This is a genomic window from Corynebacterium sp. (assembly GCF_030152825.1).
GTDB lineage: Bacteria > Actinomycetota > Actinomycetes > Mycobacteriales > Mycobacteriaceae > Corynebacterium.
On record NZ_JASLIP010000058.1, the window covers coordinates 1 to 22,282 of the forward strand.

Here is a 22,282-nt window from a genome sequence, read left to right on the forward strand (position 1 = left end):
GAGGCGCCAAAGGCCGCTGAGGCTCCCGCTGCTCCGGCCGCGGATAAGCCGGCCGGTGGCGCGACCACCGAGGGTGAGGTCATCAAGCTGACCCGCAACACCCCGGGCGCACCGGGTGCCCCAGGCGCCCCTAACGCCTAAGGACCGGCCCCAGGGGCACCGGCCCTGAACTAAAGAACCGCACCTGCTTCGGTAGCAGGTGCGGTTCTTTCTATTGAATTAATTTTTTTGATGACCGGCCAAACTCGAACAGCTGGGAGAGACGACCCCCACCTCCCGCAGCCGGCCTCAATACAGCCCCCTCTCTAGAAGAGCCGCCTCCCCCGCTGGCGCAACCGAATCACTGGATTGCGCTGCTGCGCCCCCAGTGCAATGACGGAGCCGTTGAGAACCCCCGCAACCTCCATATCGCGCTCAGTTGGCGGCTGATCGGCCACCCTCAGGCGCGGGCGCCACGCATTATTCGGATCGGGCTCCCCTAGCTCGATGAGCCGATTGTTCTCATAATCCACATAAAACCCGCGCGTCGCCATGAAACGGTCCGCCCCGCCATCGAACTCGTCGCGACGCCAACCACCGTCCGCAATTCGGAAAACATAAGGGCACCATCCGTAGCGCGAGGGGATGATGTACCGCGTCTCGGGGCTTAGCCGCCAGTGTCCGCGCGCGGAACTCCACACCTGGTCATAGGAGTCGGACAGCGACATCCCCAATCGGAGCCGCTGGTAGCGATCCTCGTCCACCGGGACGTCGTCAACAATCGTGCTAAGCCCTTCGACGTTGGACGCGTCCACAACATTGGCCCCCAACCAGGCCTCCTCAGCATCCGTGTACGGCCCCGTCAGATCCCGGTGGAATGAGGAGGGGATAATCTCCGCAGCCCGACGTGGTGCGCGTTGCCGTACCGCGTAGCCCCAGAGGCGGGGCGGCCCCATCTTGAACAGCACGACGGTCTCGGAGGGGAGCCTGTTGTGAACCTGCTCGCGAGTCATGTAGTCGCCTGCGAAGATTTTCTTTAGGACGCCGCTAGCTACCTGCGCTTCCTGCGCCTGCGCCGCGGTGTTAAGCAACCGGAAGTCGGCAATCTTCGCCCTCACGAGCAGTTCGATCACGTCGGTGATGTCGAAAAAATTAGCCGTGGAGGCCAAGGCGTCCCCGTCAAAGGCCGGGTGTTCGTCGTACCCAATCTCGGTGGCAATTTCCCGTAGGAGGTCGGGGGAAAACGTCAACCGATTATGAGTGCCGATGCGTTCTGCGGCGTTGAGCTCACGCTTGTTTTTGCGCGGGGTAGGCATGGTCCTCCTTCGCTACCCCTACGTGGGGGCGTCGTTGTTTGGCTTAGCACCCTGGCCCCCTGCCCACTACGGATGGTCAGTGCAGCCAAAATATCTGGATTGAGCAGTGCAAATGCAGACCTCACCGCCTGCCCCTCGTGACTTCTCGGCACGTTCAACTGTAATGTTTGCGCCTTAAACTTTGCAAGGGATTAGCGAAAGCGCATTTCACGATTCGAACGGCGAGCTGAAATGTAACGTCTACGGCGCAAGCATGACATAAAGCATGTGATCCGATATCGCATTCGCGGATGCCATGGAGGGCGCCGATGAACCCAGAGGACCAGTGGGGATACAGCAACCAGTGGGATCAGCCAGCCGCTTCCCCCAATCAGAATCCCGGTAATTCCGCCGGCATTTACCCGACGCCTCCCGAGGACCCAAGCGGCACCTGGACCCCCGAAGAGCCCCAGAAATCGTCGAAGAAGCCGACCATCCTCATCGCCACCGTCGCTGTTCTGGCACTCTCACTGCTCGGCGGAGGCGGCTGGTACCTCACGACGCGCGACTCTCCGGAGCAGACCGCTGCTGCGAAGGAATCCACGCGTGACCAGACTGCCACTTCCCCCTCCGCAAAGGCCAAGCCTGAGAAAGACGAACAGCCAACGAGCGTTCAAGAAACCGCCGCTCCACCCAAGGGCTCCTGCGAGCAGGCAACGGCGGATGTCGATATGAACCGGCCTGTCAGCTCTTTCTGCGATGGCCAGTGGGCGCTCGTGGGCGACTACGGAACCGACCACACCGAGCTCTACTACTGGACCGGGGACTCCTGGGGCACCTATGAACACGACGGCCGCCACTCGAGTGGCAGCAGGGGCCGCTGCTACGAGCGGGGCACCCTCATCGAGGCTGAGGCACCGCCCCAGCTAGTGAACAAGATGTATGCGGGGCACCTGTTGTGCAATGACACCCCGGCATCCCCGGGGGACTCCTCCAGCTCCCAGCAGAACAACGCTTTACCCTCAGACAATGATCCTCCGGGCGGCGACTGGCTGCCCTACCCGCCCTGCGACGGAAGTTACGCCCTGATCGTCGATTCCGTTGTGGTCTACCCAGGCCAAGACCCGAAGGCGCTGGTCCGCAAGAGCCTCGCGGCACACCCCGGCGCGGAGGCCACCTACCCCGACCAGTGCGCGGCCTTCCGCAGCCGTCTCGACGGCGCGTACGTCTACCCCGTCTACATCAAATATGGGAACGACCTGGCTGGCGTGTGTGCCGCCCAGAACCGTGGCGAAGGCAATGCCCGCAAGCTGCAGCGCGTCGCGGACTACTCCAGTCCCTGCTAGGAGCGGATACCAGAACCAGTTTCCGCCCCTGGCGACCGGCAGCCACCACAAATCATGAGCCCTGAATGCTAGAAGGAGAACACTTGAGCCACTACAACATTTACGAAGACCTCGGCCTCGACCGCTCGCTCGATTCCGCAAGCATCGCGAAGATCCTGGACGACCGACTCACCGCCACTCCAACCGACGATCTCGCCGACCAGGACCGGTTGAACACCGCCCGCAAACTCTTCGGGAACGACGCCCGCCGCGCCGCCTACGACCAGGCCCTAGACGACCCGACCGGCCCGGCGCTCACGATCGGCCGCTTCCGCGCCTACGCTGACGGCATCCTCCCGGACAGCCCCAAACTTCAGGGAGCGGAAGCTGCCTACGCGCCGAGCGGCTCTCACTCAGCTCCGGCGTCCTCCGGCGACCCTTCGCACAGCAAACCAGCCCCATCGGACAACCAGTCGAATCAAAGCCAGACGCCCTGGTCTCAACCCCAGCAAGGGACACCACAACATACCGCTTTCTCCGCTGCGCCGACGCAAGGTTTTGGCATGCAGGCAGCTCAACAATCATCCGGCCAGGTTGGCTTCGACCTCAAATTGCTGGCCGTGCATCCTGACCGGAGGCGCACGGAGTCCCTCATGTGGCTCATCGGTTGGGTACTGATCCTGCTGCCATGGCTGTTCCTGCTCGCCCTGCTCTTGTTCGGCCAGGACTCCTCCGGCAGCTCCCTCAACAGCTTCTACCAAGCCTCTGAAACAGCCATTGTTGCTATCGGCGTGCTATTCCACACCGGAGGAATGCTCGTCCTATTGAACACTCTGTGGCATATCCGGGTTTTCTTCGGAAGGAAGCTCGACCGATGAGGCGCGTGACCCCTATCCTCCTCGCTACGGGGCTGGCCCTGGCTGGTTGCAGCTCCTCAGACCACGAACCAGACCAGACAGACACAAGCGCCTCGGCGCTCTCCACCGTCACACAAACCAAGACCACCTCCGCGGTGCCACCGCAAGACTCAGAAAAGCCTAGCCTCCCACCAAACGTGAAGACGGATTCCGAGCGCACCGACGCCCGCGAACGCGCGGGTGGGGGCGCCGGCACCGCAGAGCGTGGACGCTCCGGATCAGGCTCCGCGAGTTCCGGCCCGGCCTGTGGCAACAGCAGTGCCGACCAGGAGATTCGCGCGAATCTCGCAAAGATTCAGCCCACCAAGTGGGATTGGGATCCGAATTCTGCGATCACCGACGGCTACGATCCCTGTGCCGCACTCTCCTGGTCCATCGTTACCGTCCACAGCGCGACATCCTCGTCGGCCCGCCAGATCGTGCTGTTTAACCGCGGCGAATACATCGGCACCGCTACCGCCGAGGCCTATGGCTTTCAGCCCACGGTCACCCGTGCTGGCGACCACACGATTAACGTGGTCTACCACTATTCCCGGCCCAGCGAAGGCGTCGCCAATCGTTCGGGCGAGGCTCACGCCACATTTACTTGGAACGAGGAAACCCAGAGCGTGGACATGGCCGGCGAGGTTCCCCCGACCTAAATCGCCCGCGGTCGCCCACGCGGCGAGCTGACCGTCCGGTCACCCGGGATCCAAAAACGCAGCGGGGCGGCCACATTCTTCGAAATCCCGATGCGCGGCCCAGCCACGAACTCTGCCCGCTCCGCCGGCGGCTGCAGGTACAGCACCCCTTCCTCGGGGTTGTTCACGCCCAGCGCATCGTCGACCTGTATCACCCGCGAACCGTCGAGGTGTAGGTCGAAGCCCAACGCCTGGCCGAGGTTTCCGGGGCCGCGGGCCAGGTTCTCCTCGGCATGTTTCTCCCCGCGCCGCTGACGCACGAGTTCCCTGCCCGCGATGACCTCCCCGGCGCGCAGCAGGATCCCGCCCGCCTCGCCCTCAAGATGGCACACTAGGTTCCCGGCACGGTGGATCCCGTAGCTGGCGTAGACGTAGAGCCGCTGCGGTGGGCCGAACATCGTTTCGCACCGGGGAGTTGGGCCGTTGTACGCGTGCGATGCGGGATCTTTGCGCCCCACGTAGGCCTCCACCTCGGTGAGGCGGACCGCTACCTGTCCAAAACGAAGCACCCCTCCCAGCAGGAGAGGTGCGGTGTGTTCGGCAGATTGGTGGAAGTCGAGGCGGAAGGTCATGCCCACCACCCTAGGCGGGCGTCCTCCGGCTCGCTCCCGGTCGCTGGACCTAGAGGCGCTGGCGCTTCAGGAAGTTCCAGACTTCCTGGCTGGCATCCGGCACGCGGTTCCAGGTGTGGTTCTGCGGGTTGGTGATCAGCTGCGTCTCGGCGCGGGCGCAACGGTAGACGTGGCGCTTGCCGCCCGGGATGTTGTGGATCGCTGGCTGCGGTGCGCAACCATTGCGGGCCTTGTAGCTGTTCATCAGGCGCGGGACGCTCAGGTACGGGCGGCCACCGTGGCGGGTGCCGCCGTTGTAGCGCATCATCGTGTCGCCGGTGCCGTGCATCACGAGGATCGGGATCGGCAGGTTCTTACAGCCGGAGTTCACCGGGTTGTAATAGGCACCGCCCACGGACGCGACACCCGCGAAGACGTGTGGCAGGTGGCAGGCGACGACGGCGGTCATGCCGCCACCGTTGGAGTGGCCGGTCGCGTAGATGCGGCGACGGTCGACGTTGTAGGTGCGGTCAATCTCGTCGATGATCTGGGTGACGAAGCGCAGGTCCTCGCCACCGCGGACGGTGGCGTACGGTGCACCCTCCCAGCCATGGTTGATGGACTCCGGGTAAATGCGGATGGCCTCGCGGGCCGCGCCCGTCTCGTGCAGGCGGGAGTAACGGCGGAAGTTCTCCGGGCTATCGCGCCAGCCGTCGAAGCCGAAGATCACCGGGGTGGGGCGGCTCGGGTTGTAGTGGGTCGGGACGTGCATGATGTACCGGCGGTTGCGGCCGGTGGACTTGGTGTACACGTTGATGGACGCGCCGTTGCCGATGCGCGGAGCTGGCTTGGCGTTGTTCGGGCGCCCCTTCGGCGCCGGTGCTGGCGCGCCCGGCAGGCTGGAGCCCGGTGGGAGGGCGTCCTGCACCCGCTGGCCATTCGGCAGGCGGATGTCCCCGAGGTTCGGCAGCTGAACCTGCGGGAGCTGGAAGTCGGAAGACTGTGGGACGGTTGGCAGTGGTGGCAGCTGTGCCTCAGCCTTAGGGGTGGTGGGCAGTTCCCCCAGGCCCAAGCCCAGCGCCAGCAGTCCGCTGAAAGCGACGGCGACGGCACGCTTGAACCCACGGCGAGTTCTAAGGTTTTTCAGCATTCTCGCATCTTACATCAAGCAGGAAAGAAGTCACACGAGTAACACCAGTAACATTTGGAGTTTTCCACCACCTCGCCGATAAGCGACCTACCTGCACGATTGTCAGCACTGGATCGGAGAACATAAACTTCAGTCCTAACCCACCGCCGTCCCCCTACGTAAGAAGGCGAGCTAATGACGACCCCCGGCAACTCTGAGCGAGACGTCGCACGGTCAAGCACGCCCGCAACCGACGCGGAGATGTCTGAGGCCACGACCGACGGCGCTACCCCGGCGCCGCATGAGCCAACGGAAAACACCCCGCAGGACAGCGCGCAGGGCGACGTCGACACCGACACGAACGCCGACACCGCATCCTCCCCCGTCGCGGACGACTCCCCCGAAGCAACGGACGAGGATAGCACCGAGGCCGACCAGGACCCCGAGGAACTGGACGAGGACGACCGCCCCTGGCGCGAAAACCTCGCCTCGGACATGAAGTCCCCCATGGGCAAGCTCCCCACCTGGGGCTGGATGGCAATCATCTTGACCGTGGCGGTCATCGCCGCCATCGCCTTCGGGATCCTCTTCATGGGCAAGGCGAAGACCACCGCGGAGGCCAACGAGTCCCCCACCGGCACGATCACCCCGTCCCGCCCGGCGGCAACCACCACCAGCAAGTACGAGCGCGACCCGAACACCGGCGCACCCAACGCCGGCTACGTGGACCCGGGGTACGTCGACCCCGGCTACTACGAGCCCGCCCCGGAGCCGGAAGAGACCAGCACGGAGCCTTCCGAGGAGACCTCGAGCATGGCCCCAAGCTCGAAGCGCAAGCCCTCCTCGAACCCACCAAAACCACCAACCCAGGGCGATAACGGCAACCCCGAGCCGAAACCGAACCCCGGCGGCGGCAACAACGGCGGCAACGAGGGCGTCGTCCCTGACCCCGGCGACGTCATCGACCAACTCACGGGCGGCGACGGCGGCACCGGCGGCGGCAACCGCGGTGGCGGGAACAACCCCGGCGCGGAAACCGGAAACGGCGGACGGAACTAGCCGAAATGCTGGCAAAACGCTTGCCACCCTGGCAAGGTTTGAAGAATGAGTAAGCCCCTACGCCCCAGCGAATTGCGCCACCTGAACCAGTCCTCGAAGCTGGCCAACGTTCTCTACGAGATCCGCGGCCCAGTCAACGCGGAGGCCGAGCGCATGGCCGCCGACGGCCACCGGATCCTCAAGCTGAACACCGGCAACCCCGCCGAGTTCGGCTTCGAGGCCCCGGATGTGATCATGCGCGACATGATCTCCGCTCTGCCGCACGCGCAGGGTTACTCCACCTCCAAGGGCATCATCTCCGCCCGCCGCGCGATCGTCGCCCGCTACGAGGTCATCCCCGGCTTCCCGGAGTTCGACGTCGAGGACGTCTTCCTGGGTAACGGTGTCTCCGAGCTGATCACGATGACGATGCAGGCCCTGCTCGACGACGGCGACGAGGTCCTCATCCCGTCCCCGGACTACCCGCTGTGGACGGCGTCGACGTCCCTGTCCGGCGGTAAGCCGGTGCACTACCTGTGCGACGAGGAGGACAACTGGAACCCCTCCATCGAGGACATCCGATCCAAGGTCACCGAGCGCACCAAGGCCATCGTGGTGATCAACCCGAATAACCCGACCGGCGCGGTGTACTCCAAGGAGATCCTGCAGCAGATCGTGGACGTGGCCCGCGAGCACTCCCTGCTCATCCTGGCCGACGAGATCTACGACAAGATCCTCTACGACGACGCCGAGCACATCAACATCGCGAGCCTGTGCCCGGACCTGCTGTGCCTGACCTTCAACGGCCTCTCCAAGGCCTACCGGGTCGCTGGTTACCGCTCCGGCTGGTTGGTCATCACCGGCCCAAAGGGGCATGCGGAGGGCTTCCTGGAGGGTCTGACGATGCTCGCCGGGACGCGATTGTGCCCGAATGTTCCGGCCCAGCACGCCATCCAGGTGGCGATCTCCGGCCGCCAGTCCATCGACGATCTCGTGCTGCCGGGTGGCCGCCTGCTGGAGCAGCGCAACATGGCCTGGGAGAAGCTCAACGAGATCCCCGGCGTGAGCTGCGTGAAGCCGATGGGCGCGCTGTACGCCTTCCCGAAGCTGGACCCGAACGTCCACGAGATCCACGACGACGAGAAGCTCATGTTCGACCTGCTCCGCGCGGAGAAGATTCACCTGGTGCAGGGCACGGGCTTCAACTGGCCGACCCCGGATCACTTCCGCATGGTCACGCTGCCGTGGGCCCGGGATATCGAGAATGCCATCGAGCGGCTAGGGAACTTCCTGGCCAGCTACCGCCAGTAGCTCCAGGGGCCGCCGCGCGCGGCTCCCGCGCTGCCTGTCAGGGCCAACGCGGGGCGACCGGAGCGGCACCCCCGCCGCGCCGGTGCGGGGTTAGGTGAGCGTGCGGCTGCGGCCGAGTGCGAGCACTCGCCAACCGGCGTCCTCCCAGGCCTGCTGGTCCAGGCAGTTGCGCCCATCGATGACGGTGGGCGCCTTCTTTTTCTTCTTCTCCCCCGGCGCGACCGCCCCGGGGGCGGGACCGGCCTGCACGGCCTCCAGCGCCTCGGCCGGCTTCAACCGGCGGAACTTCGGCCACTCGGTGGCCACGATCACCAGCTCCGTACCCTGCAGAGCCTCGGGAAGCGTGGGGGCGTGCTGCAGCTCGGGGGCTGCCAGGCGGGCGGTCTTCTTCGCCTTCGGGTCATAGATGCGCACATGCGCCCCGGCCTGGTAGAGCCGCATCGCGATATCCACGCCCGGCGCCTCGCGCACATCGTCGCTGCGGGGCTTGAAGGCGGCACCCAGCACGGTGATGCTCCGGCCGGTGACGTCCCCGCCGAAGACCTCGTGGGCCATGTGCTCCACCTTGTCGCGGCGGGAGTTGTTGATCGCGTCCACCTGGCTCAGCAGGCCGCTGGCGCCGGTCGCGCCGAGCTCCTCGGCGGTGGTCATGAACGCACGCACGTCCTTCGGCAGGCAACCACCGCCGAATCCGAGGCCGGCGTGGAGGAAGGACTTCCCGATGCGACGGTCCGCACCCAGGGCGGCGGCCAGCGCGGTGACGTCCCCGCCGGAGGCGTCGCAGAGATCGGCGACCGCGTTGATGAAGCTGATCTTGGTGGCGAGGAAGGAGTTCGCGCTCGTCTTCACCAGCTCCGCGGTGGCGGGGTCCATCATCATCAGCGGCGAGCCCTCGGCCAGCGGTTCGGCGTAGATCTCCCGGACGAGTTTTTCGATCTCCTCGCGGTCCTCCTCCCGCGCCCCGACGACGATGCGGTCAGGGTGCAGGGTGTCGTCCACCGCCGTGGATTCGCGGAGGAACTCGGGGTTCCACGCGACGGTGCAGCGCGCGGCCGGGGCGGGATCCTCCTTGCCCTTCGACCCCTTCTTGCTTTCCGCCTGCTCGGTCGCTGCCTGCGCCGCCGCGCCCTGGATGAGCCGGTCCATCCGCTCCTGCAGCACCGGGGTGGTCCCGACGGGGACGGTGGACTTACCCAAGAGGACGTGATCGCCGCGCAGCCGCGGGGCCAGGGCGTCGACGACGGCGTAGATCTGGCTCAGGTCGGCACCCGCTCCCCCGGCCTGCTGCGGGGTGCCGACGCAGAGGAAGTGAGTCTTCGCGAACTCGGCTGCTTCCGCCGGGTCAGTGGTGAAGCGCAATTTTCCTGCGCTGACCCCCCGTTTCAAAAGTTTCTTTAATCCCGGTTCGTAGAACGGGGATTTGCCAGCGTTGAGCCTTTCGACCTTCGCTGGATCGGTATCCACCCCCAGCACGTCATGGCCGAGCTCGGCCATGCACGCTGCGTGTGTTGCTCCCAAGTAGCCGGTGCCGACAACAGTCATCCGCATGCCCCACACAATACGCACGTTTGGCTCCACTATGTCGGGCCCGTTTTTATATCGCTCTAGCTGGCTCAACGGTGGAATTAGGCACGCGGGCGCCCTTAGCCGGTGATTCCCTGCTCCTTGAGCCAGTCTTTAGCGATGGTGGCTGGCTCTGCTTTTTCCTCGCCTGAATTGCGCCGGTTCATCTCCAGCAAAGCCCGGGTACTCAGCTTCTCTTGAACCTCATTGATCACGTCGCGGGCCTCCTCCGGGACGCTTTCTTCACGTAGCAGCGGCACCACATTCTGCGGCAAAATCAGGCGCTTTGGGTCCTTGAGCTCAACAAGTTTGACTTCCTTGCCCGTTTTATCGAGCGCCGGGGAGGTGGTGTAAATATCCGCGACATCCACGGTGCCGTTCTTCAGCGCCTCGACAGTCAGTGGGCCACCAGAATCGGAAATAGCGTGGAAGGAAATCTTGTCTTTCGGCAGGTCGTAGAAGGATTCCAACCCATCAGGCCCGTAGGGCCGAGATTCAAGTTCGGGGTTCCCTGCGAGGGTGAGCTTTCCTTCCGTGGTGAGCTTTTTCAGGTCATTCAATGTCGCGAGCTGATGTTGGCGTGCCAGGGTCGGGCTCACCCGGTAAGAATCCTTAGATTCAGCGGCGGCTTTCTCCCCCACGGAGAGACCCTCCGGCAGCGTTGCCTCAAGGGTGGAGTAGACATGCTCTGCGGAGGCTCCCGGCTTCAGTTCTTCTCCGTCTGTTGCCTCGTTACCTGCCTGATAATACTGGGCTGCATTTCCGCTATATTCGGCGATGACATCGATCTCGCCCTTCTCTAGTGCGGTGAGGTATACGTCGCGCGCCCCAATATTGGCCTGTCGGCGGACCTGAAAACCGGCCTGCTCCAAGGCCTGGGCGTAGAGCTCCCCGATGATTTGGCTCTCCGGGAAGTTCGCCGATCCAACGACGATCTCATTTTGGCCATCAGCATTGCTAGCCAACGGATCTTCGTCACTGCATGCTGCGAGCGTGGTGGCTAGCGCAGCCGTCACGCCGAAGGATAGGACTGTTTTCTTCATAGAATTCTCCTTGAATTAGCTCTTGTGCCCAGCCTGGGGCGGTGCCACGGCGGTCATTTCAGCCCCGCAGGGTTCTTGCTAACCGCAGTGCGGGGCTGTCGAACCTCACGACGTAGAACCAAGATCCCGGCCGCAGCCAACAGGCCCTCTACAACGAGAGCCAGAGCGATCACGGTGATGGCTCCAGCCAGCACCATCGGGTAGTCCCTCGTCGCCAAACCATCGAGGAGATAGCGTCCGAGGCCACCTAGCCCGAGGTAGCTGCACAGCGTGGCTGTTGCAATAACTTGCAGGGTTGCGGACCGGACACCGTCAAAAATTGAAGCGCGGGCAAGTGGCACCTCGACCTGACTAAGCACCTGCCATTCAGTGTGTCCCACCGCTCGGGCTGATTGTGTGATTTCCGATGGAATGGCCTCCACCCCGGCATATGCTCCCGCCAAAATCGGCGGGATGGCGAGTATCATTAGAACGATCGTTGCCGATATTTCTGGCCGCCCTACCCCGTTTGGCAGCCACAGCGCCAGGATTGTGAGGAGCCCCAGCGACGGGAGGGCTCGCAGGGCCCCAGATACGCCGACTACCGCAACGCGCCCCCGGCCGCTGTGGCCGATCATAAGCCCAGCGGGGATAGCGATAAGCATGGCGAATAGCATCGCAACGGCGGTGATCGCCAGGTGTTCGCCGAGGCGCACGCCCACGCCGTCGGAGCCATTCCAACTGGCAGGGTTGGTCAGAAAAGCCCACGCTTGTTGGAGCATTACACACCTGCCTTCCGTCGCCACGGCAGAACCAGCCGACCGATCGCGAGCAGCACTAGATCAAAAAGCACTGAGAGCACGGCGATGCCGAGCACACCTGTGAGAATTTGGGTGGGGAAGCTTCGAAGGAACCCCTCGGTGAGGAGATTTCCCAAGCTGGACACACCGACCAGCGCCCCCACCGACACCAGGCTCAATGTGGATGCGGAGACCACCCGCATTCCCGCCAAGATCGCCGGCCCAGCCAGCGGGAGATCGACCGTCCAAAATTTTTGCCAGGGAGAAAACCCAACCGCATCGGCGGCCGCAGCAACGCGTCGATCACTCCCATCAAATGCCTCCGCCACAACCCGCGTCTGCAGCGCGATGCCGTAGAGCAACAGGGCAATAATCACATTGATCGGGCTAAGAATCGAGGTTCCCAAAACGAGGGGTAGCACAACAAACAGGGCCAAGGAGGGTACGGCGTACAGCAACGCTGAGACCAACACCACGCCCGCGCGACCAGGGCCCGCCACCCGGGCCACTATCGATGGTGACGGGGCAGCGCCTACCCCCTCCTTGGCTGCGCGTTGACCCAGACGATGTGCGAGGTAGCCCAACGGGAGAGCGACCATAAAGGTCCCGAAGATGGCAGGAACAGCAAGGGTCACATGATCCCAAGCAAGGTCCGCAATGGTGGATCTATTCTGGCTAATCCAGCTGGTGTTTAGCCCCATTAAGGCGCCTCCGTTTCGCCTGGGGTGTGGGGATTCAGAATTCCCACGAAGGCACCCCGGTCATCAACCGCGAATCGGCGACCATCGGCGGCCTGCCGGACCTCAAGCGCGGCACGCGTGACCCCCATGAAGCTCTCAGTGAAGCTATTGGCTGGTTCCATTGCCAGCTCCTCGGGGCTGCCTACCTGCGCAAGCTTTCCACCCTTTTCCAATAAGGCGATCCGGTCCCCGAGCGTCAACGCCTCGGTCACATCGTGAGTCACCAAAAGGATGGTCTTCGCCAAGTCCTCCTGGAGCGCCAATAATTGATCCTGCAGACCCCGCCGCACGATTGGATCTACAGCACCGAACGGCTCATCCATCAGCAAGATGCTCGGATCCGGGGCCAGAGCTCGAGCCACCGCCACCCGCTGTTGCTGTCCTCCCGAAAGCTGATTCGGGAAACGCGACATGAGCTCAGGTCCGAGCCCGACGCGCTCTGCGGCTTCGACCGCCTGTTGGCGGGATTCACTCTTTTTCACCCCATTGAGCCGCAGCACAGTTGCGATATTGTCCGCCACCGTCCGATGCGGCAGCAAGCCAGAATGCTGCAGAACATATCCGATCGAGCGTCGGAGTTGAGTGGCGTTTTCTTCCCGAACATCCCTGCCATTGATAGCCACCGTGCCGCTGTTCGGGGTGACGAGCTGGTTTACGCACTGCAGCAACGTCGTTTTACCGCAGCCGGAGGAACCGAGCAGGACCGTGATCTTGCCGCTAGGCGCTTCAAGGGAGAACCGCTCCACAGCAGGGGTATCCTGTCCCGGATATTGCACGGTGACGTCGCTAAAAGTAATCACACCACCCGAGCCTATAGACCCGCTGGGCCCCACGAAGCGAACTGGAGAAGGCTCGCCGAAGAGACGAGTGGCGCGGAGCTGGGCCGTTAGTTGCGGAAGTTCAGATAAGCCTTCGACGGGGTCGGGCCGCGCTGGCCCTGGTACTTAGAACCCACCGCACCCGAACCATAGGGATTCTCGGCGGGGCTGGAGAGCTTGAAAATAGCCAGCTGACCGACCTTCATCCCCGGGTACAGGGCGATCGGCAGGTTCGAGGTATTGGACAGCTCCAGGGTGATGTGACCGGAGAAACCCGGGTCGATGAAGCCCGCGGTGGAGTGGGTCAGCAGCCCCAGGCGCCCCAGCGAGGACTTGCCCTCCAGGCGGCCTGCCAGGTGATTGGGGATCGTGAACTTCTCGAGGGTCGCGCCCAGCACGAACTCCCCAGGGTGCAGGATAAACGGCTCCTCGCCTTCGACCTCCACGAGGGTGGTGAGCTCCTCCTGCGGCAGCTTCGGGTCGATGTGGGTGTAGCGGGAGTTATTGAACACCCGGAACAAGCTATCCAGCCGCACGTCCACGGAGGAGGGCTGCACCATCGAGGGATCAAAGGGCTCGATGCCGAGCTGGCCGGCGGCGATTTCTGAACGAAGGTCACGATCTGAAAGAAGCACGTCCCCCAGTCTAACCGAGCGACCCACGCCGAACCCCACTTATGCTGCCCATCTGTACCGAGCGCAGCCTCAGAAGCCGGCGCAGAAGCCGCTGGCGACGCAAGGGCATCGGCCTGGCCTTTTGGCTGCTCCCCGGCGCGTGCCCTATACTTAATCGCTAGTGTCCAGGACACATTTGCCGATGTAATTCAATGGTAGAATGTCAGCTTCCCAAGCTGAATACGCGGGTTCGATTCCCGTCATCGGCTCATTTCCCCCGGTGCGCGCGTCAGCGCACCGGGGGTTTCGCTATCCCGAGCCAGAAAATCCGCCCCTCCCCGCTACACTCATATCCACCATCACCCTGCCGAATCCCTACCGGCAGGCCGGGCGCTGGGGCGAGGTTGACGTCCTAAAACTCACAGCGCCCTGGGGGCGCAGAAGGAAGGACCACGAAGATGGCGCAGCAGCAGGCCAGCCAGCAGGAAAAAGAGCAGGCCAGCGAGCAGGGGCTGACGCGAATCAGCGACGCAGACAACCCCTACCCGGTGCCGGAGGAATACCCGGAGTATCAGCCGAAAAACGATACGACGAAGGGGCAGCGCAAGCTCTCCGTCTACACCGCCATCGACGCCCTCTTCATCATCATCACCCTCGCCCTGACCGCCTGGTACCTGGCGCTGATGATTCTCAACGGCTTCAATATGGAGACCAAGAGCCTGATCTGGGTGATCTGGTGGTTCCTCGTGCTCGCGTACCTTTCGCTGCCGCGCATGCACCAGCTTTTCACCTTTGTCTACGTGCCGGACTACTTCGTCGCCCGCGCCCGCACCTCGGATGGGCTGCTGGGCGACCCGGTGAATATTGCGCTCCACGGCTCGGAGGAGGATATCCACGCGGTGCTGCTGGCCGCCGGTTGGACGAAGGCGGACAAGATCACGCTGCGCTCCAGCTGGAAGATCGCCGTGTCCAGTGTGTTCCGCAAGTCCTACCCGGCAGCACCGGTCAGCCCGCTGGTGATTTTCAAGCGCTCGCAGGCCTTCGCCTATCAGCAGGAGGACTCCGGCAGCGCGTCCAAGCGCCACCACGTGCGACTGTGGCGCACCCCGGATGATTGGGCACTGCCCGGCGGGGAGAAGGTCCCCTGGATGGCCGGCGCGACCTACGACCGGGGCGTGGGGCTGTCCAGCTTCACCGGGCAAGTCACCCACAAGATCGACGAGGACACGGACGCCGAGCGCGACTACCTCATCGGCACCCTGCAGTACGTCGATCCGGAGATCACGGTGAATATCCTTCCCGACTTCTCCTCCCCGTACATCTGCCACAACGGCGGCGGGGACAAGATCGTCACGGATGGTGACCTTCCGATTGTCGACGTCACCGGCGCGGCCGAAAGGCTCGCTGACGTTCCCGAGGTGCGCCAAGGCGTGCAGGCGCGCAAAAAGGAGGCAGAGGCCAGCCGCAAGCGGGACAAGGAGCTGCCCCCGGCCGAGATGAACATCGTCGGTGCGCTGACCGCCATCGTGGCGATCTTCACCGCGTGGCGCTCCGGCACCCAGCTGGCGAACATCGGCTGGGTGACTGGCTCGCTGAAGCAGACCTGGGTGCTCTACGGGCACTTTGTCGGGGCGCTCGCGGCGCTACTGTTCCTGGCCCTGACCTTCATGCGCATCCGGTGGGCGCGCGTGCTGCTGATGATCACGATCACGCTGATCTCCGTTGGCGACCTGTTGGCCGCCGGCACCTCCGAACACCACGTGGCCAGCAACCTCTTCATGGTGGCGGTCGCGCTGGTGCTGGTGATGAGTATTTCCTCCGAGAGCTCCAGGCGCTGGGTCAGCGGCGGCCGGGAGGACAAGGTGGTCAGCTACAACCTGCGCCACCCCAACCGTGGGCTATCCGTGGAGTAGCCAGCGCCAGCCGCGGGCGAGATATTCAGCAGGAACCTGCCGCGGGCAACGCCCCGCCACACAATGCCTCCGCAACGAAGAAAGGTTCAGCATGGCAGACGCACCGTCCCCCGGATCCCGGGGTGTCCGGAGCACCCAGGGTGCCCGAGCTTCCCAGAACCCCCGCACGCCGGACGAGACGAACCGGAACTTCGTGGGTTCCCGGCTGCGCCAGCTGCGCAAGGAGCGGGATATCTCGCAGGCCCAGCTCGCCACGACCCTGGGGCTGTCCGCGAGCTACGTCAACCAGATCGAGCACGATCAGCGCCCCCTGACCCTGGCGGTGCTGCAGAAGATCACCAGGGCCTTCGGCGTGGACGCCACCTTCTTCGCCAACGAGGACTCCCTCCGCCTGCTCGCCGAGGTTCAGGACGTCATGGCCGACCGCGATATCTGGCCGACTCCGGTGGACGTCACCGAATTGGCCGAGCTGGTGCGCCACCACCCCGCGATCGCCCGCGCCATGGTGGACATGCACAGCCGCTACCGAAACGTCTCTGACAAGCTCACCCTGGCCACCGAGGAGCGCCTGCAGGGCTCTGCGGTGCTGTCCATCACCCCTCGTGGCGAGCTCTTCGGGCGCGCCTCCGGGCCGGAGGCCTTCTCCATGCCACACGAGGAGGTCCGGGACTACTTCTACGCCCGACAGAACTACGTGGACGTCCTGGACGTGCAGGCCGAGAAGCTTGCCAAAAAGCTGAACCTCGGGGCCACGCAGATCCGCCACGCGGAAGCGATCCTCGTCGACCGGCTCACGGATAAGCACAACGTGACGGTCACCTACTCCCGGGACATGGGGGACACGCAGCACAGCTTCGACCCGGAGACGAAGCGGCTGTACGTCTCTGCGATGATGCGCCCCGGCCAGATCGCCTTCCGCCTGGCCACCGAGCTGGCCTACCTGGAAGCAGGCCCGACCATCCGCTCCCTCGTGGAGCTGGGCAACTTCACCTCCGATGCCTCCCGCAGGTTGGCCTCCCGCGGCTTGGCCACTTACTGGGCGGCGTCCCTACTGATGCCCTATGGGCAGTTCCACGCCTCCGCCGAGGAGTCCCGCTATGACCTGGAGTTCCTCATGCGCGAGTACGGGGTGGGCTATGAGACGGTCTGCCACCGGCTATCCACCCTGCAGCGCCCCAGCCTGCGTGGGGTGCCCTTCACCTTCGTGCGGGTGGACCGGGCGGGAAATATGTCCAAGCGGCAGAGCGCCTCTGGCCTGCACCTCTCCGGCTCGGGTGGGACCTGCCCGCTGTGGAATGTCTACGAGACCTTCAGCTACCCGGGCAAGATCATGCGGCAGATCGCCCAGATGCCCGACGGCCGCACCTACCTGTGGGTCGCCCGGACGGTGAATCACCACCGCTCGGCGTGGGGGAACCCGGGGAAGATGTTCGCTATCGGCCTGGGCTGCGAACTGCGGCACGCGCAGCGCACCGTGTACGCCGATGGCCTCGACCTGGACGACACCTCCGCGGCCACCCCAATCGGGTCCGGCTGCCGCCTGTGCCCGAGGATGACCTGCCCGCAGCGCGCGTTCCCGCCGATCGACCGGCAGGTGGACATCGACGCCCACCGCTCCTCGGTCTCGCCGTACTAGCGGCTGTCGGGCGCGTGGTGGGGGGCGCGGGCTGCGCCACAGCGTGGCCGTCGCGTGACTAGTGGCGCGGTGGCGTGATGTCGAGCGAGGTATCGGTGTTGTAGTACCCGAAGCCCGGCTCCTCGCGGTCGAATAGACCGATCTGCGCGCGGCGTTCCAGCTCGCGGCGGTTATAGGTAGCCTGCTGGATCGCCTCCTCCGAGTCGAAGCCGGACCCCAGGGCGCCGGCGATCATGCCGAGCGAGGCGGCGAACCACGCCAGCAGCAGATAGTTCCACAGCTCCACGGGGTGACCAATCTGCAGGCTGAAATACTTCACCGGCACGACCGCCGCCGCCAGCAGGAGCAGCACCCCGATGAGCAGCAGGTACATCAGCAACGAGGAGATCGCCACGGTGACCAGGGTGGCGTAGTTATCCCACCGGGCGCGCCACCACCCCACCGAGTCGTAGCGCAGCTTCGAGGAGCGGGGGTTCCACAGGCTGTTGTTGTAGATCAGCCAAAAGGTCATCCCACAGATCGCGAGCATGCTGATGAGGATCAGCCGCCAGATCGGCATCAGAGAGCTCATCAGCCAGATCGAACCGAAAAACACGCCGAAGGCGCCACTGGCCACGCCAAGGGCGATGGACCCGGAGAGCGCGCGCAGCAGGGCCATCGGCCGGTTGCAGCGGATCATGCCGAGCAGCAGGCGGAGGGTGCGGCCGCGGCCCTCCAGCACGCGGGTGGTATCCGCTCGGACGTCGCCGCCCGCGATGTCCTCGTAGCCGTCGATGTTTTCTTCGGGCACGCCCGCACCGGCCATCTTGCCCTGCACCAGGCGGGTCATCTCTTGCTTCAGGCCGAGCTTCGCGCGCAGCAGGCCGAAGGCGGGGAGGCAGAGCATAGTCGCTTTGCCGTTCTGGATGCACTGGCTGATCACCGGCCGGCGGGTGCTGAGCGGCAGGTCGGTGAGGTAGATCAGCCGGTCCCACTGGTACTTCTCGAGCACGTCGATGGTGTTATCGTGCAGCTCCACGGTTCCACGGGAGCTCATCGGGAAAGAGCCGATGCGCAAGTAAAGCTCGGCGGGTTCCCCGGTGCGGTGGTCCTTGGCTGCTTTTTGGAGATCGGCGAAGAGCGCCTTAGCGCGCCGCTCGGGCAGGCCGGGGTCTGCCACGATGCCGATGCGGGTGGTCATGGGTGCTTCGTTGTTCCTTGCCTCAGGAGGGATTGTGGACTGCCCGCAGCGCAGCCGGGCTGTGGGGGATCACCGGTATCTGCGCTGGATGGGGTGGATTTTACGGTGGGTGGCCCTAGCGCAGCCAAGCGCGCCCCCGAGCCGGTCATTGTCGCCGGCTCGGGGGCGCGCTTCAGAGTTTCTCGGCGGGCGCTGTGGTCCGCCGGTGAGGGCGCATGCGCGCCCCGGTTACCTGTTAGAGGTTGATCATGTGGCCGCCGATACCGTGGGCGGCTTCCTTCATGGCCTCAGACAGGGTCGGGTGCGTGTGCACGTTGCGGGAGATCTCGTCCGCGGTGAGATCGAAACGCTGCGCCAGGGTGAGCTCCGGCAGGAGCTCGGAGACGTCCGGGCCGACCATGTGACCGCCGAGCAGCTCGCCGAACTCTGCGTCCGCGATGAGCTTCACGAAGCCCACTGCGTTGCCGAGGCCCTGAGCCTTACCGTTGGCGGTGTATGGGAAGGTCGCGACCTTGATCTCGCGGCCGTCCTCCTCTGCCTTCTTACGGGCTGCTTCCTCGGTGTAGCCGAAGGATGCGACCTGCGGGTTGCAGAAGGTAGCGCGCGGCATCATCTGGTAATCGCCCAGCTCCTGGGTCTCCGCATCAGCGATGGTCTCTGCCGCGACAACGCCCTGCGCCTCAGCGACGTGGGCCAGCTGCAGCTTCGCCGTTACGTCGCCGATTGCGTAGATGTTCTTCGCGGAGGTGCGCATGCGCTCGTCGATGACGATCTCGCCGCGCTCGCCCAACTCGACGCCGGCCTTGTCCAGGCCGAGGCCCTCGGTGCGTGGGGCGAAGCCGATGGAGACCATGACGCGGTCTGCCTTGAGGGTTTCGGACTTCTTGCCATCGGCGGACTCGATGTCAACCTCGACGCCCTTGCCCTCGCCCAGGTCACGAACCTCGGTGGTCTTGTGACCGGTCTTGAGGTTGACGCCGAGGCGCTTGTACTGCTTCGCGATCTCGCGGGAGACGTCCTTGTCCTCGTTCGGCAGGACCCGGTCCATGAACTCGACGACGGTGATGTCCACGCCGAAGTTGGAGAGCACGTAGGCGAACTCCATGCCGATGGCACCGGCACCGATGATGACCATGGACTTCGGGGCGTTCTCGTCGAGGATCTGCTCCTCGTAGGAGACGATATTGCCGCCGATCTCCACGCCCGGCAGAGACTTCACGACCGAGCCGGTGGCGATGATGGCGTTATCGAAGGTGATCTTCTTACCCTTATCGTCGCCGTCGACGATGGAGATCTCCTTGTCGGAGACGAACTCGCCGCGACCGTTGATCTCCTGGATCTTGTTCTTCTTCATCAGGTAGTGAACACCCTTGACGATGGAAGAAGAGACCTTGCGGGAACGCTTGTGCGCTGCACCGAAGTCCATGGAGATGTTATCGCCGGTAATTCCGAACGTCTTCGCTTCCTTGGTGATGGTGTGCACCAGTTCCGCGTTACGGATCAGAGCCTTCGAGGGGATACAACCCACGTTGAGGCACACGCCGCCCCAGTACTGCTTCTCGACAACTGCGGTCTTGAGGCCCAGCTGCGCCGCGCGAATTGCGGCGACATACCCGCCAGGGCCTGCACCGATTACTACTACGTCATAATGTTCAGCCACGGCCCCCACCTTATATTTAAATCGAACCCAGAGCCAGCTTCAGTTTGGAGAGGGCATCCGCGCTGCCGTGGGCGAATCCGCCCAGGAAGTCGGTGACGAGGAGGATGAATTGGTCGATGAACTGCATGTCTGGTGGTCCTTAAAATTCCGAGGAAAATCCGAAGTTTCTTGGCCTTCACGTGCCGCGATGCCAGCGGAATGGGAACAGGCTGTCCACTTCCTGCATTAGTTCTAGCAGCTTTATGGGCAAAAACACTAAGAAAAGCTGGCATTTACTTTCCCTTAGCTCATAATCACGGCTACTATCTAGCTGGTAGATTCCCAGCCGCTGGTCGGGTCAGGGATAGAAAAACCGCCGATCACCACAGCTGATACGCAAAGGAAATTCGATGAAGAAGCACCTCGCCCGCGGCCTCGCCGCAGCACTCGCGGTCGCCATGCCGTTTTCCGTGGTCACCACCACCGCTCAGCAGGCCTCGGCCGCCCCAGTGAGCGCCAAGGCAGCCGTCGGCGAGGCCGAGGCCGCTGGCCTGTTCTGGGACGAGCTGCCGGGCACCGTGGACCCGAACACCAACGGCCGCTGGGTCGGCAAGATCAAGCGCCTGAAGTCCGAGGGCCACAACGTCCGCTACGCCACCGCGACCTCCCCGGCCATGGGTGGCCTGGAAATCCCGCTGGTCGTCATCGGCCCGAAGGGCAAGAAGCTCGGCGAGACCGCTGACCTGCCGACTCTGTACCTGCTCAACGGCGCAGACGGCGGCGAGGGGCGCGCGAACTGGATCAGCCAGTCCGACATCGTCGAGTACTACGGCGAGAACCTGAACGCCAACGTCGTCATCCCGATGTCCGGCGCGTTCAGCTACTACACCGACTGGGTCAACGAGTATAAGGCCGCCGGCTACAAGCCGATGTGGGAGACCTTCCTGGTCAAGGAACTGCCGCAGACCATCGAGGCGGAGCTGAAGTCCAACGGCAAGCGCGCGGTGGCCGGCATGTCCATGTCCGCGACCTCCTCGCTGAACCTGGCTGCCCACAACCAGGGCTTCTACGATTCGGTCGGTTCCTTCTCCGGCTGCGCGTCGACCACCAAGGGTCTGGCGCCGGCGTTCATCGACATCACCCTCAACCGCGGCCGCACCAGCGTCAACGAGATGTGGGGCGGGGCCCATTCCAAGGCCGCTGTCTACAACGACGCCCTGGTCAACGCTCACAAGCTGGTCAAGCAGCCGAACATGTACGTCTCCAACTCCTCCGGCCTGGTCGGCAAGCACGACGTGCTGACCTCCGAGCGCGTGGACGGCGACCTGCCCTCCGCCGTCACCGTCGCCGTCGAGGGCGGCGTGATCGAGTCCGCCACCAACGGCTGCACCCACGACCTCGACGTGAAGCTGAAGTCCCTGGGCAAGAAGGACGCCACCTTCAACTTCCGCAACGCCGGCACCCACCAGTGGGGCTACTGGCAGAACGACCTGCGCGACTACCTGCCGGTCCTGAAGAAGGCCTTCGGGAACTAAAAACACCACACCCGGCCCTCCCCCAAGGGCCGGGTCTAACGCGCTGCGGGAGGTGCGGCCATCATGCGCGCACTGAGCATCGCCACCGTCGTTGTCGCTGTCGCGGGCTATCTGGTCATCTGGATCGCCTCCAAGGCCCTGCCGCCCGCAAGCTATGTGGACTTCATGGTCTTCTGGGGGCTGTTCTTCGCCCTCACCGGGCTGATCGACGGCCTCATGCAGGAGACCGCCCGCGGCGTGACCGCCGCCCGGCACAATATTGAGGGCGCCGAACCACGGGACACGGTCGCCAACCGCGGATCCGCCCGCCCCTTCACTCTGGCCGGTGGCTTCGCCCTCTCCTTCGGACTACTCGCCCTGGTCTCCGCCCCGCTGTGGGCCACCAGCGTGAGCCCCGCCCACCCCCTGTGGGCCACCATCCTCACCGCCACGGGGCTCGCGAGCTTCGCCTTCCAGGCCATCCTCTGCGGGCTGATCTCCGCTGCCTCCCGCTGGCGCGAGTTCGCCTGGCTCATCGCCATCGACTCCGGGATACGTCTGCTACTCGCAGCGCTCGCCTGGTGGCTGGGCTGGGGCGTGGTCTCCTTCTTCATCATC

Annotated in this window: 19 protein-coding genes, 1 tRNA gene and 1 pseudogene; 10 read left to right on the forward strand and 11 right to left on the reverse strand. The window is 64.3% G+C overall.

Features of this window, described 5'->3' with window-relative positions:
* Positions 1 to 305: 305 nt before the first annotated feature.
* Positions 306 to 1,295, reverse strand: coding sequence for a hypothetical protein (locus tag Q1V78_RS06845; RefSeq protein WP_300612982.1), 990 nt, complete (start codon positions 1,293 to 1,295; stop codon positions 306 to 308).
* Between the two features lie 308 nt (positions 1,296 to 1,603).
* On the opposite strand from Q1V78_RS06845, the gene Q1V78_RS06850 reads away from it, so the two are divergent.
* From Q1V78_RS06850 to Q1V78_RS06860, 3 genes are all read left to right on the forward strand, one after another.
* The gene (locus tag Q1V78_RS06850; protein WP_300612984.1) at positions 1,604 to 2,620 is read left to right on the forward strand and encodes a hypothetical protein; all 1,017 of its coding nucleotides are present in this window, start codon (positions 1,604 to 1,606) and stop codon (positions 2,618 to 2,620) included.
* Between the two features lie 83 nt (positions 2,621 to 2,703).
* Positions 2,704 to 3,477 carry a hypothetical protein gene (locus Q1V78_RS06855; RefSeq protein ID WP_300612986.1) on the forward strand — a complete coding sequence of 258 codons (774 nt, stop codon included), beginning with the start codon at positions 2,704 to 2,706 and terminating at the stop codon, positions 3,475 to 3,477.
* 176 nt (positions 3,478 to 3,653) lie between these two features.
* The gene (locus tag Q1V78_RS06860) at positions 3,654 to 4,157 is read left to right on the forward strand and encodes an LppP/LprE family lipoprotein (protein ID WP_300612988.1); all 504 of its coding nucleotides are present in this window, start codon (positions 3,654 to 3,656) and stop codon (positions 4,155 to 4,157) included.
* On the opposite strand, the gene Q1V78_RS06865 is transcribed toward Q1V78_RS06860, so the two are convergent.
* Both Q1V78_RS06865 and Q1V78_RS06870 read right to left on the reverse strand, forming a co-directional pair.
* On the reverse strand, positions 4,154 to 4,768 hold the full coding sequence (locus Q1V78_RS06865) for a DNA-3-methyladenine glycosylase (protein WP_300612990.1): 615 nt from the start codon (positions 4,766 to 4,768) through the stop codon (positions 4,154 to 4,156). The two genes, Q1V78_RS06860 and Q1V78_RS06865, sit on opposite strands and share 4 nt — an antisense overlap.
* 49 nt (positions 4,769 to 4,817) lie before the next feature.
* Positions 4,818 to 5,897 carry a PHB depolymerase family esterase gene (locus tag Q1V78_RS06870; protein ID WP_300612992.1) on the reverse strand — a complete coding sequence of 360 codons (1,080 nt, stop codon included), beginning with the start codon at positions 5,895 to 5,897 and terminating at the stop codon, positions 4,818 to 4,820.
* A gap of 174 nt (positions 5,898 to 6,071) precedes the next feature.
* On the opposite strand from Q1V78_RS06870, the gene Q1V78_RS06875 reads away from it, so the two are divergent.
* The gene (locus tag Q1V78_RS06875) at positions 6,072 to 6,935 is read left to right on the forward strand and encodes a hypothetical protein (RefSeq protein ID WP_300612994.1); all 864 of its coding nucleotides are present in this window, start codon (positions 6,072 to 6,074) and stop codon (positions 6,933 to 6,935) included.
* Positions 6,936 to 6,980: 45 nt separating this feature from the next.
* A complete protein-coding gene (locus Q1V78_RS06880) occupies positions 6,981 to 8,225 on the forward strand; it encodes a pyridoxal phosphate-dependent aminotransferase (protein ID WP_300612996.1) in 1,245 nt (414 codons plus the stop codon).
* Between the two features lie 90 nt (positions 8,226 to 8,315).
* On the opposite strand, the gene Q1V78_RS06885 is transcribed toward Q1V78_RS06880, so the two are convergent.
* The 6 genes from Q1V78_RS06885 to dcd all read right to left on the reverse strand — a co-directional run bounded on the left by Q1V78_RS06885 (position 8,316) and on the right by dcd (position 13,803).
* Positions 8,316 to 9,767, reverse strand: coding sequence for a UDP-glucose/GDP-mannose dehydrogenase family protein (locus tag Q1V78_RS06885; RefSeq protein ID WP_300613018.1), 1,452 nt, complete (start codon positions 9,765 to 9,767; stop codon positions 8,316 to 8,318).
* A 101-nt stretch (positions 9,768 to 9,868) separates the two neighbouring features.
* Positions 9,869 to 10,831: an ABC transporter substrate-binding protein gene (locus Q1V78_RS06890; RefSeq protein WP_300612998.1), complete on the reverse strand. Its 963-nt coding sequence runs from the start codon at positions 10,829 to 10,831 to the stop codon at positions 9,869 to 9,871.
* A 53-nt stretch (positions 10,832 to 10,884) separates the two neighbouring features.
* The gene (locus Q1V78_RS06895) at positions 10,885 to 11,592 is read right to left on the reverse strand and encodes an ABC transporter permease (RefSeq protein WP_300613000.1); all 708 of its coding nucleotides are present in this window, start codon (positions 11,590 to 11,592) and stop codon (positions 10,885 to 10,887) included.
* The gene (locus Q1V78_RS06900) at positions 11,592 to 12,311 is read right to left on the reverse strand and encodes an ABC transporter permease (RefSeq protein WP_300613002.1); all 720 of its coding nucleotides are present in this window, start codon (positions 12,309 to 12,311) and stop codon (positions 11,592 to 11,594) included. Before Q1V78_RS06900 ends, Q1V78_RS06895 begins: the two co-directional genes overlap by 1 nt.
* Entirely contained in the window at positions 12,311 to 13,150 is an 840-nt protein-coding gene (locus tag Q1V78_RS06905) for an ABC transporter ATP-binding protein (RefSeq protein WP_300613004.1), read from the reverse strand. The genes Q1V78_RS06900 and Q1V78_RS06905 overlap by 1 nt, the downstream gene beginning before the upstream one ends.
* Positions 13,151 to 13,236: 86 nt before the next feature.
* Entirely contained in the window at positions 13,237 to 13,803 is a 567-nt protein-coding gene (gene dcd, locus Q1V78_RS06910; RefSeq protein ID WP_300613006.1) for a dCTP deaminase, read from the reverse strand.
* A gap of 177 nt (positions 13,804 to 13,980) precedes the next feature.
* Here dcd and Q1V78_RS06915 point away from each other — a divergent pair.
* From Q1V78_RS06915 to ramB, 3 genes are all read left to right on the forward strand, one after another.
* A tRNA-Gly gene (locus Q1V78_RS06915) sits at positions 13,981 to 14,051 on the forward strand.
* A gap of 189 nt (positions 14,052 to 14,240) precedes the next feature.
* Positions 14,241 to 15,695 carry an LssY C-terminal domain-containing protein gene (locus Q1V78_RS06920; RefSeq protein WP_300613008.1) on the forward strand — a complete coding sequence of 485 codons (1,455 nt, stop codon included), beginning with the start codon at positions 14,241 to 14,243 and terminating at the stop codon, positions 15,693 to 15,695.
* A gap of 91 nt (positions 15,696 to 15,786) precedes the next feature.
* Positions 15,787 to 17,331, forward strand: coding sequence for an acetate metabolism transcriptional regulator RamB (ramB, locus tag Q1V78_RS06925; protein WP_300613010.1), 1,545 nt, complete (start codon positions 15,787 to 15,789; stop codon positions 17,329 to 17,331).
* Positions 17,332 to 17,389: 58 nt separating this feature from the next.
* On the opposite strand, the gene Q1V78_RS06930 is transcribed toward ramB, so the two are convergent.
* Together Q1V78_RS06930 and lpdA are read right to left on the reverse strand one after the other, a co-directional pair.
* Entirely contained in the window at positions 17,390 to 18,511 is a 1,122-nt protein-coding gene (locus Q1V78_RS06930) for a hypothetical protein (protein ID WP_300613012.1), read from the reverse strand.
* 235 nt (positions 18,512 to 18,746) lie between these two features.
* Positions 18,747 to 20,171, reverse strand: coding sequence for a dihydrolipoyl dehydrogenase (lpdA, locus tag Q1V78_RS06935; protein ID WP_300613014.1), 1,425 nt, complete (start codon positions 20,169 to 20,171; stop codon positions 18,747 to 18,749).
* A gap of 389 nt (positions 20,172 to 20,560) precedes the next feature.
* Here lpdA and Q1V78_RS06940 point away from each other — a divergent pair, with 389 nt between their 5' ends.
* Together Q1V78_RS06940 and Q1V78_RS06945 are read left to right on the forward strand one after the other, a co-directional pair.
* Complete coding sequence (locus Q1V78_RS06940) at positions 20,561 to 21,685, forward strand: alpha/beta hydrolase family protein (protein ID WP_300613016.1); 1,125 nt, start codon at positions 20,561 to 20,563, stop codon at positions 21,683 to 21,685.
* Between the two features lie 63 nt (positions 21,686 to 21,748).
* Positions 21,749 to 22,282: pseudogene (locus tag Q1V78_RS06945) on the forward strand (hypothetical protein); the annotation flags it as partial.

Bases quoted from the DNA above. Each gene is read 5' to 3' on its own strand.
- Q1V78_RS06865 (WP_300612990.1), bottom strand. From the start codon at position 4,768: ATGACCTTCCGCCTCGACTTCCACCAATCTGCCGAACACACCGCACCT.
- Q1V78_RS06875 (WP_300612994.1), top strand. From the start codon at position 6,072: ATGACGACCCCCGGCAACTCTGAGCGAGACGTCGCACGGTCAAGCACG.
- Q1V78_RS06940 (WP_300613016.1), top strand. From the start codon at position 20,561: ATGAAGAAGCACCTCGCCCGCGGCCTCGCCGCAGCACTCGCGGTCGCC.
- Q1V78_RS06885 (WP_300613018.1), bottom strand. From the start codon at position 9,767: ATGACTGTTGTCGGCACCGGCTACTTGGGAGCAACACACGCAGCGTGC.
- ramB (WP_300613010.1), top strand. From the start codon at position 15,787: ATGGCAGACGCACCGTCCCCCGGATCCCGGGGTGTCCGGAGCACCCAG.
- Q1V78_RS06890 (WP_300612998.1), bottom strand. From the start codon at position 10,831: ATGAAGAAAACAGTCCTATCCTTCGGCGTGACGGCTGCGCTAGCCACC.
- Q1V78_RS06920 (WP_300613008.1), top strand. From the start codon at position 14,241: ATGGCGCAGCAGCAGGCCAGCCAGCAGGAAAAAGAGCAGGCCAGCGAG.
- Q1V78_RS06895 (WP_300613000.1), bottom strand. From the start codon at position 11,592: ATGCTCCAACAAGCGTGGGCTTTTCTGACCAACCCTGCCAGTTGGAAT.
- Q1V78_RS06900 (WP_300613002.1), bottom strand. From the start codon at position 12,311: ATGGGGCTAAACACCAGCTGGATTAGCCAGAATAGATCCACCATTGCG.
- Q1V78_RS06870 (WP_300612992.1), bottom strand. From the start codon at position 5,897: ATGCTGAAAAACCTTAGAACTCGCCGTGGGTTCAAGCGTGCCGTCGCC.
- Q1V78_RS06845 (WP_300612982.1), bottom strand. From the start codon at position 1,295: ATGCCTACCCCGCGCAAAAACAAGCGTGAGCTCAACGCCGCAGAACGC.
- Q1V78_RS06880 (WP_300612996.1), top strand. From the start codon at position 6,981: ATGAGTAAGCCCCTACGCCCCAGCGAATTGCGCCACCTGAACCAGTCC.
- Q1V78_RS06930 (WP_300613012.1), bottom strand. From the start codon at position 18,511: ATGACCACCCGCATCGGCATCGTGGCAGACCCCGGCCTGCCCGAGCGG.
- Q1V78_RS06850 (WP_300612984.1), top strand. From the start codon at position 1,604: ATGAACCCAGAGGACCAGTGGGGATACAGCAACCAGTGGGATCAGCCA.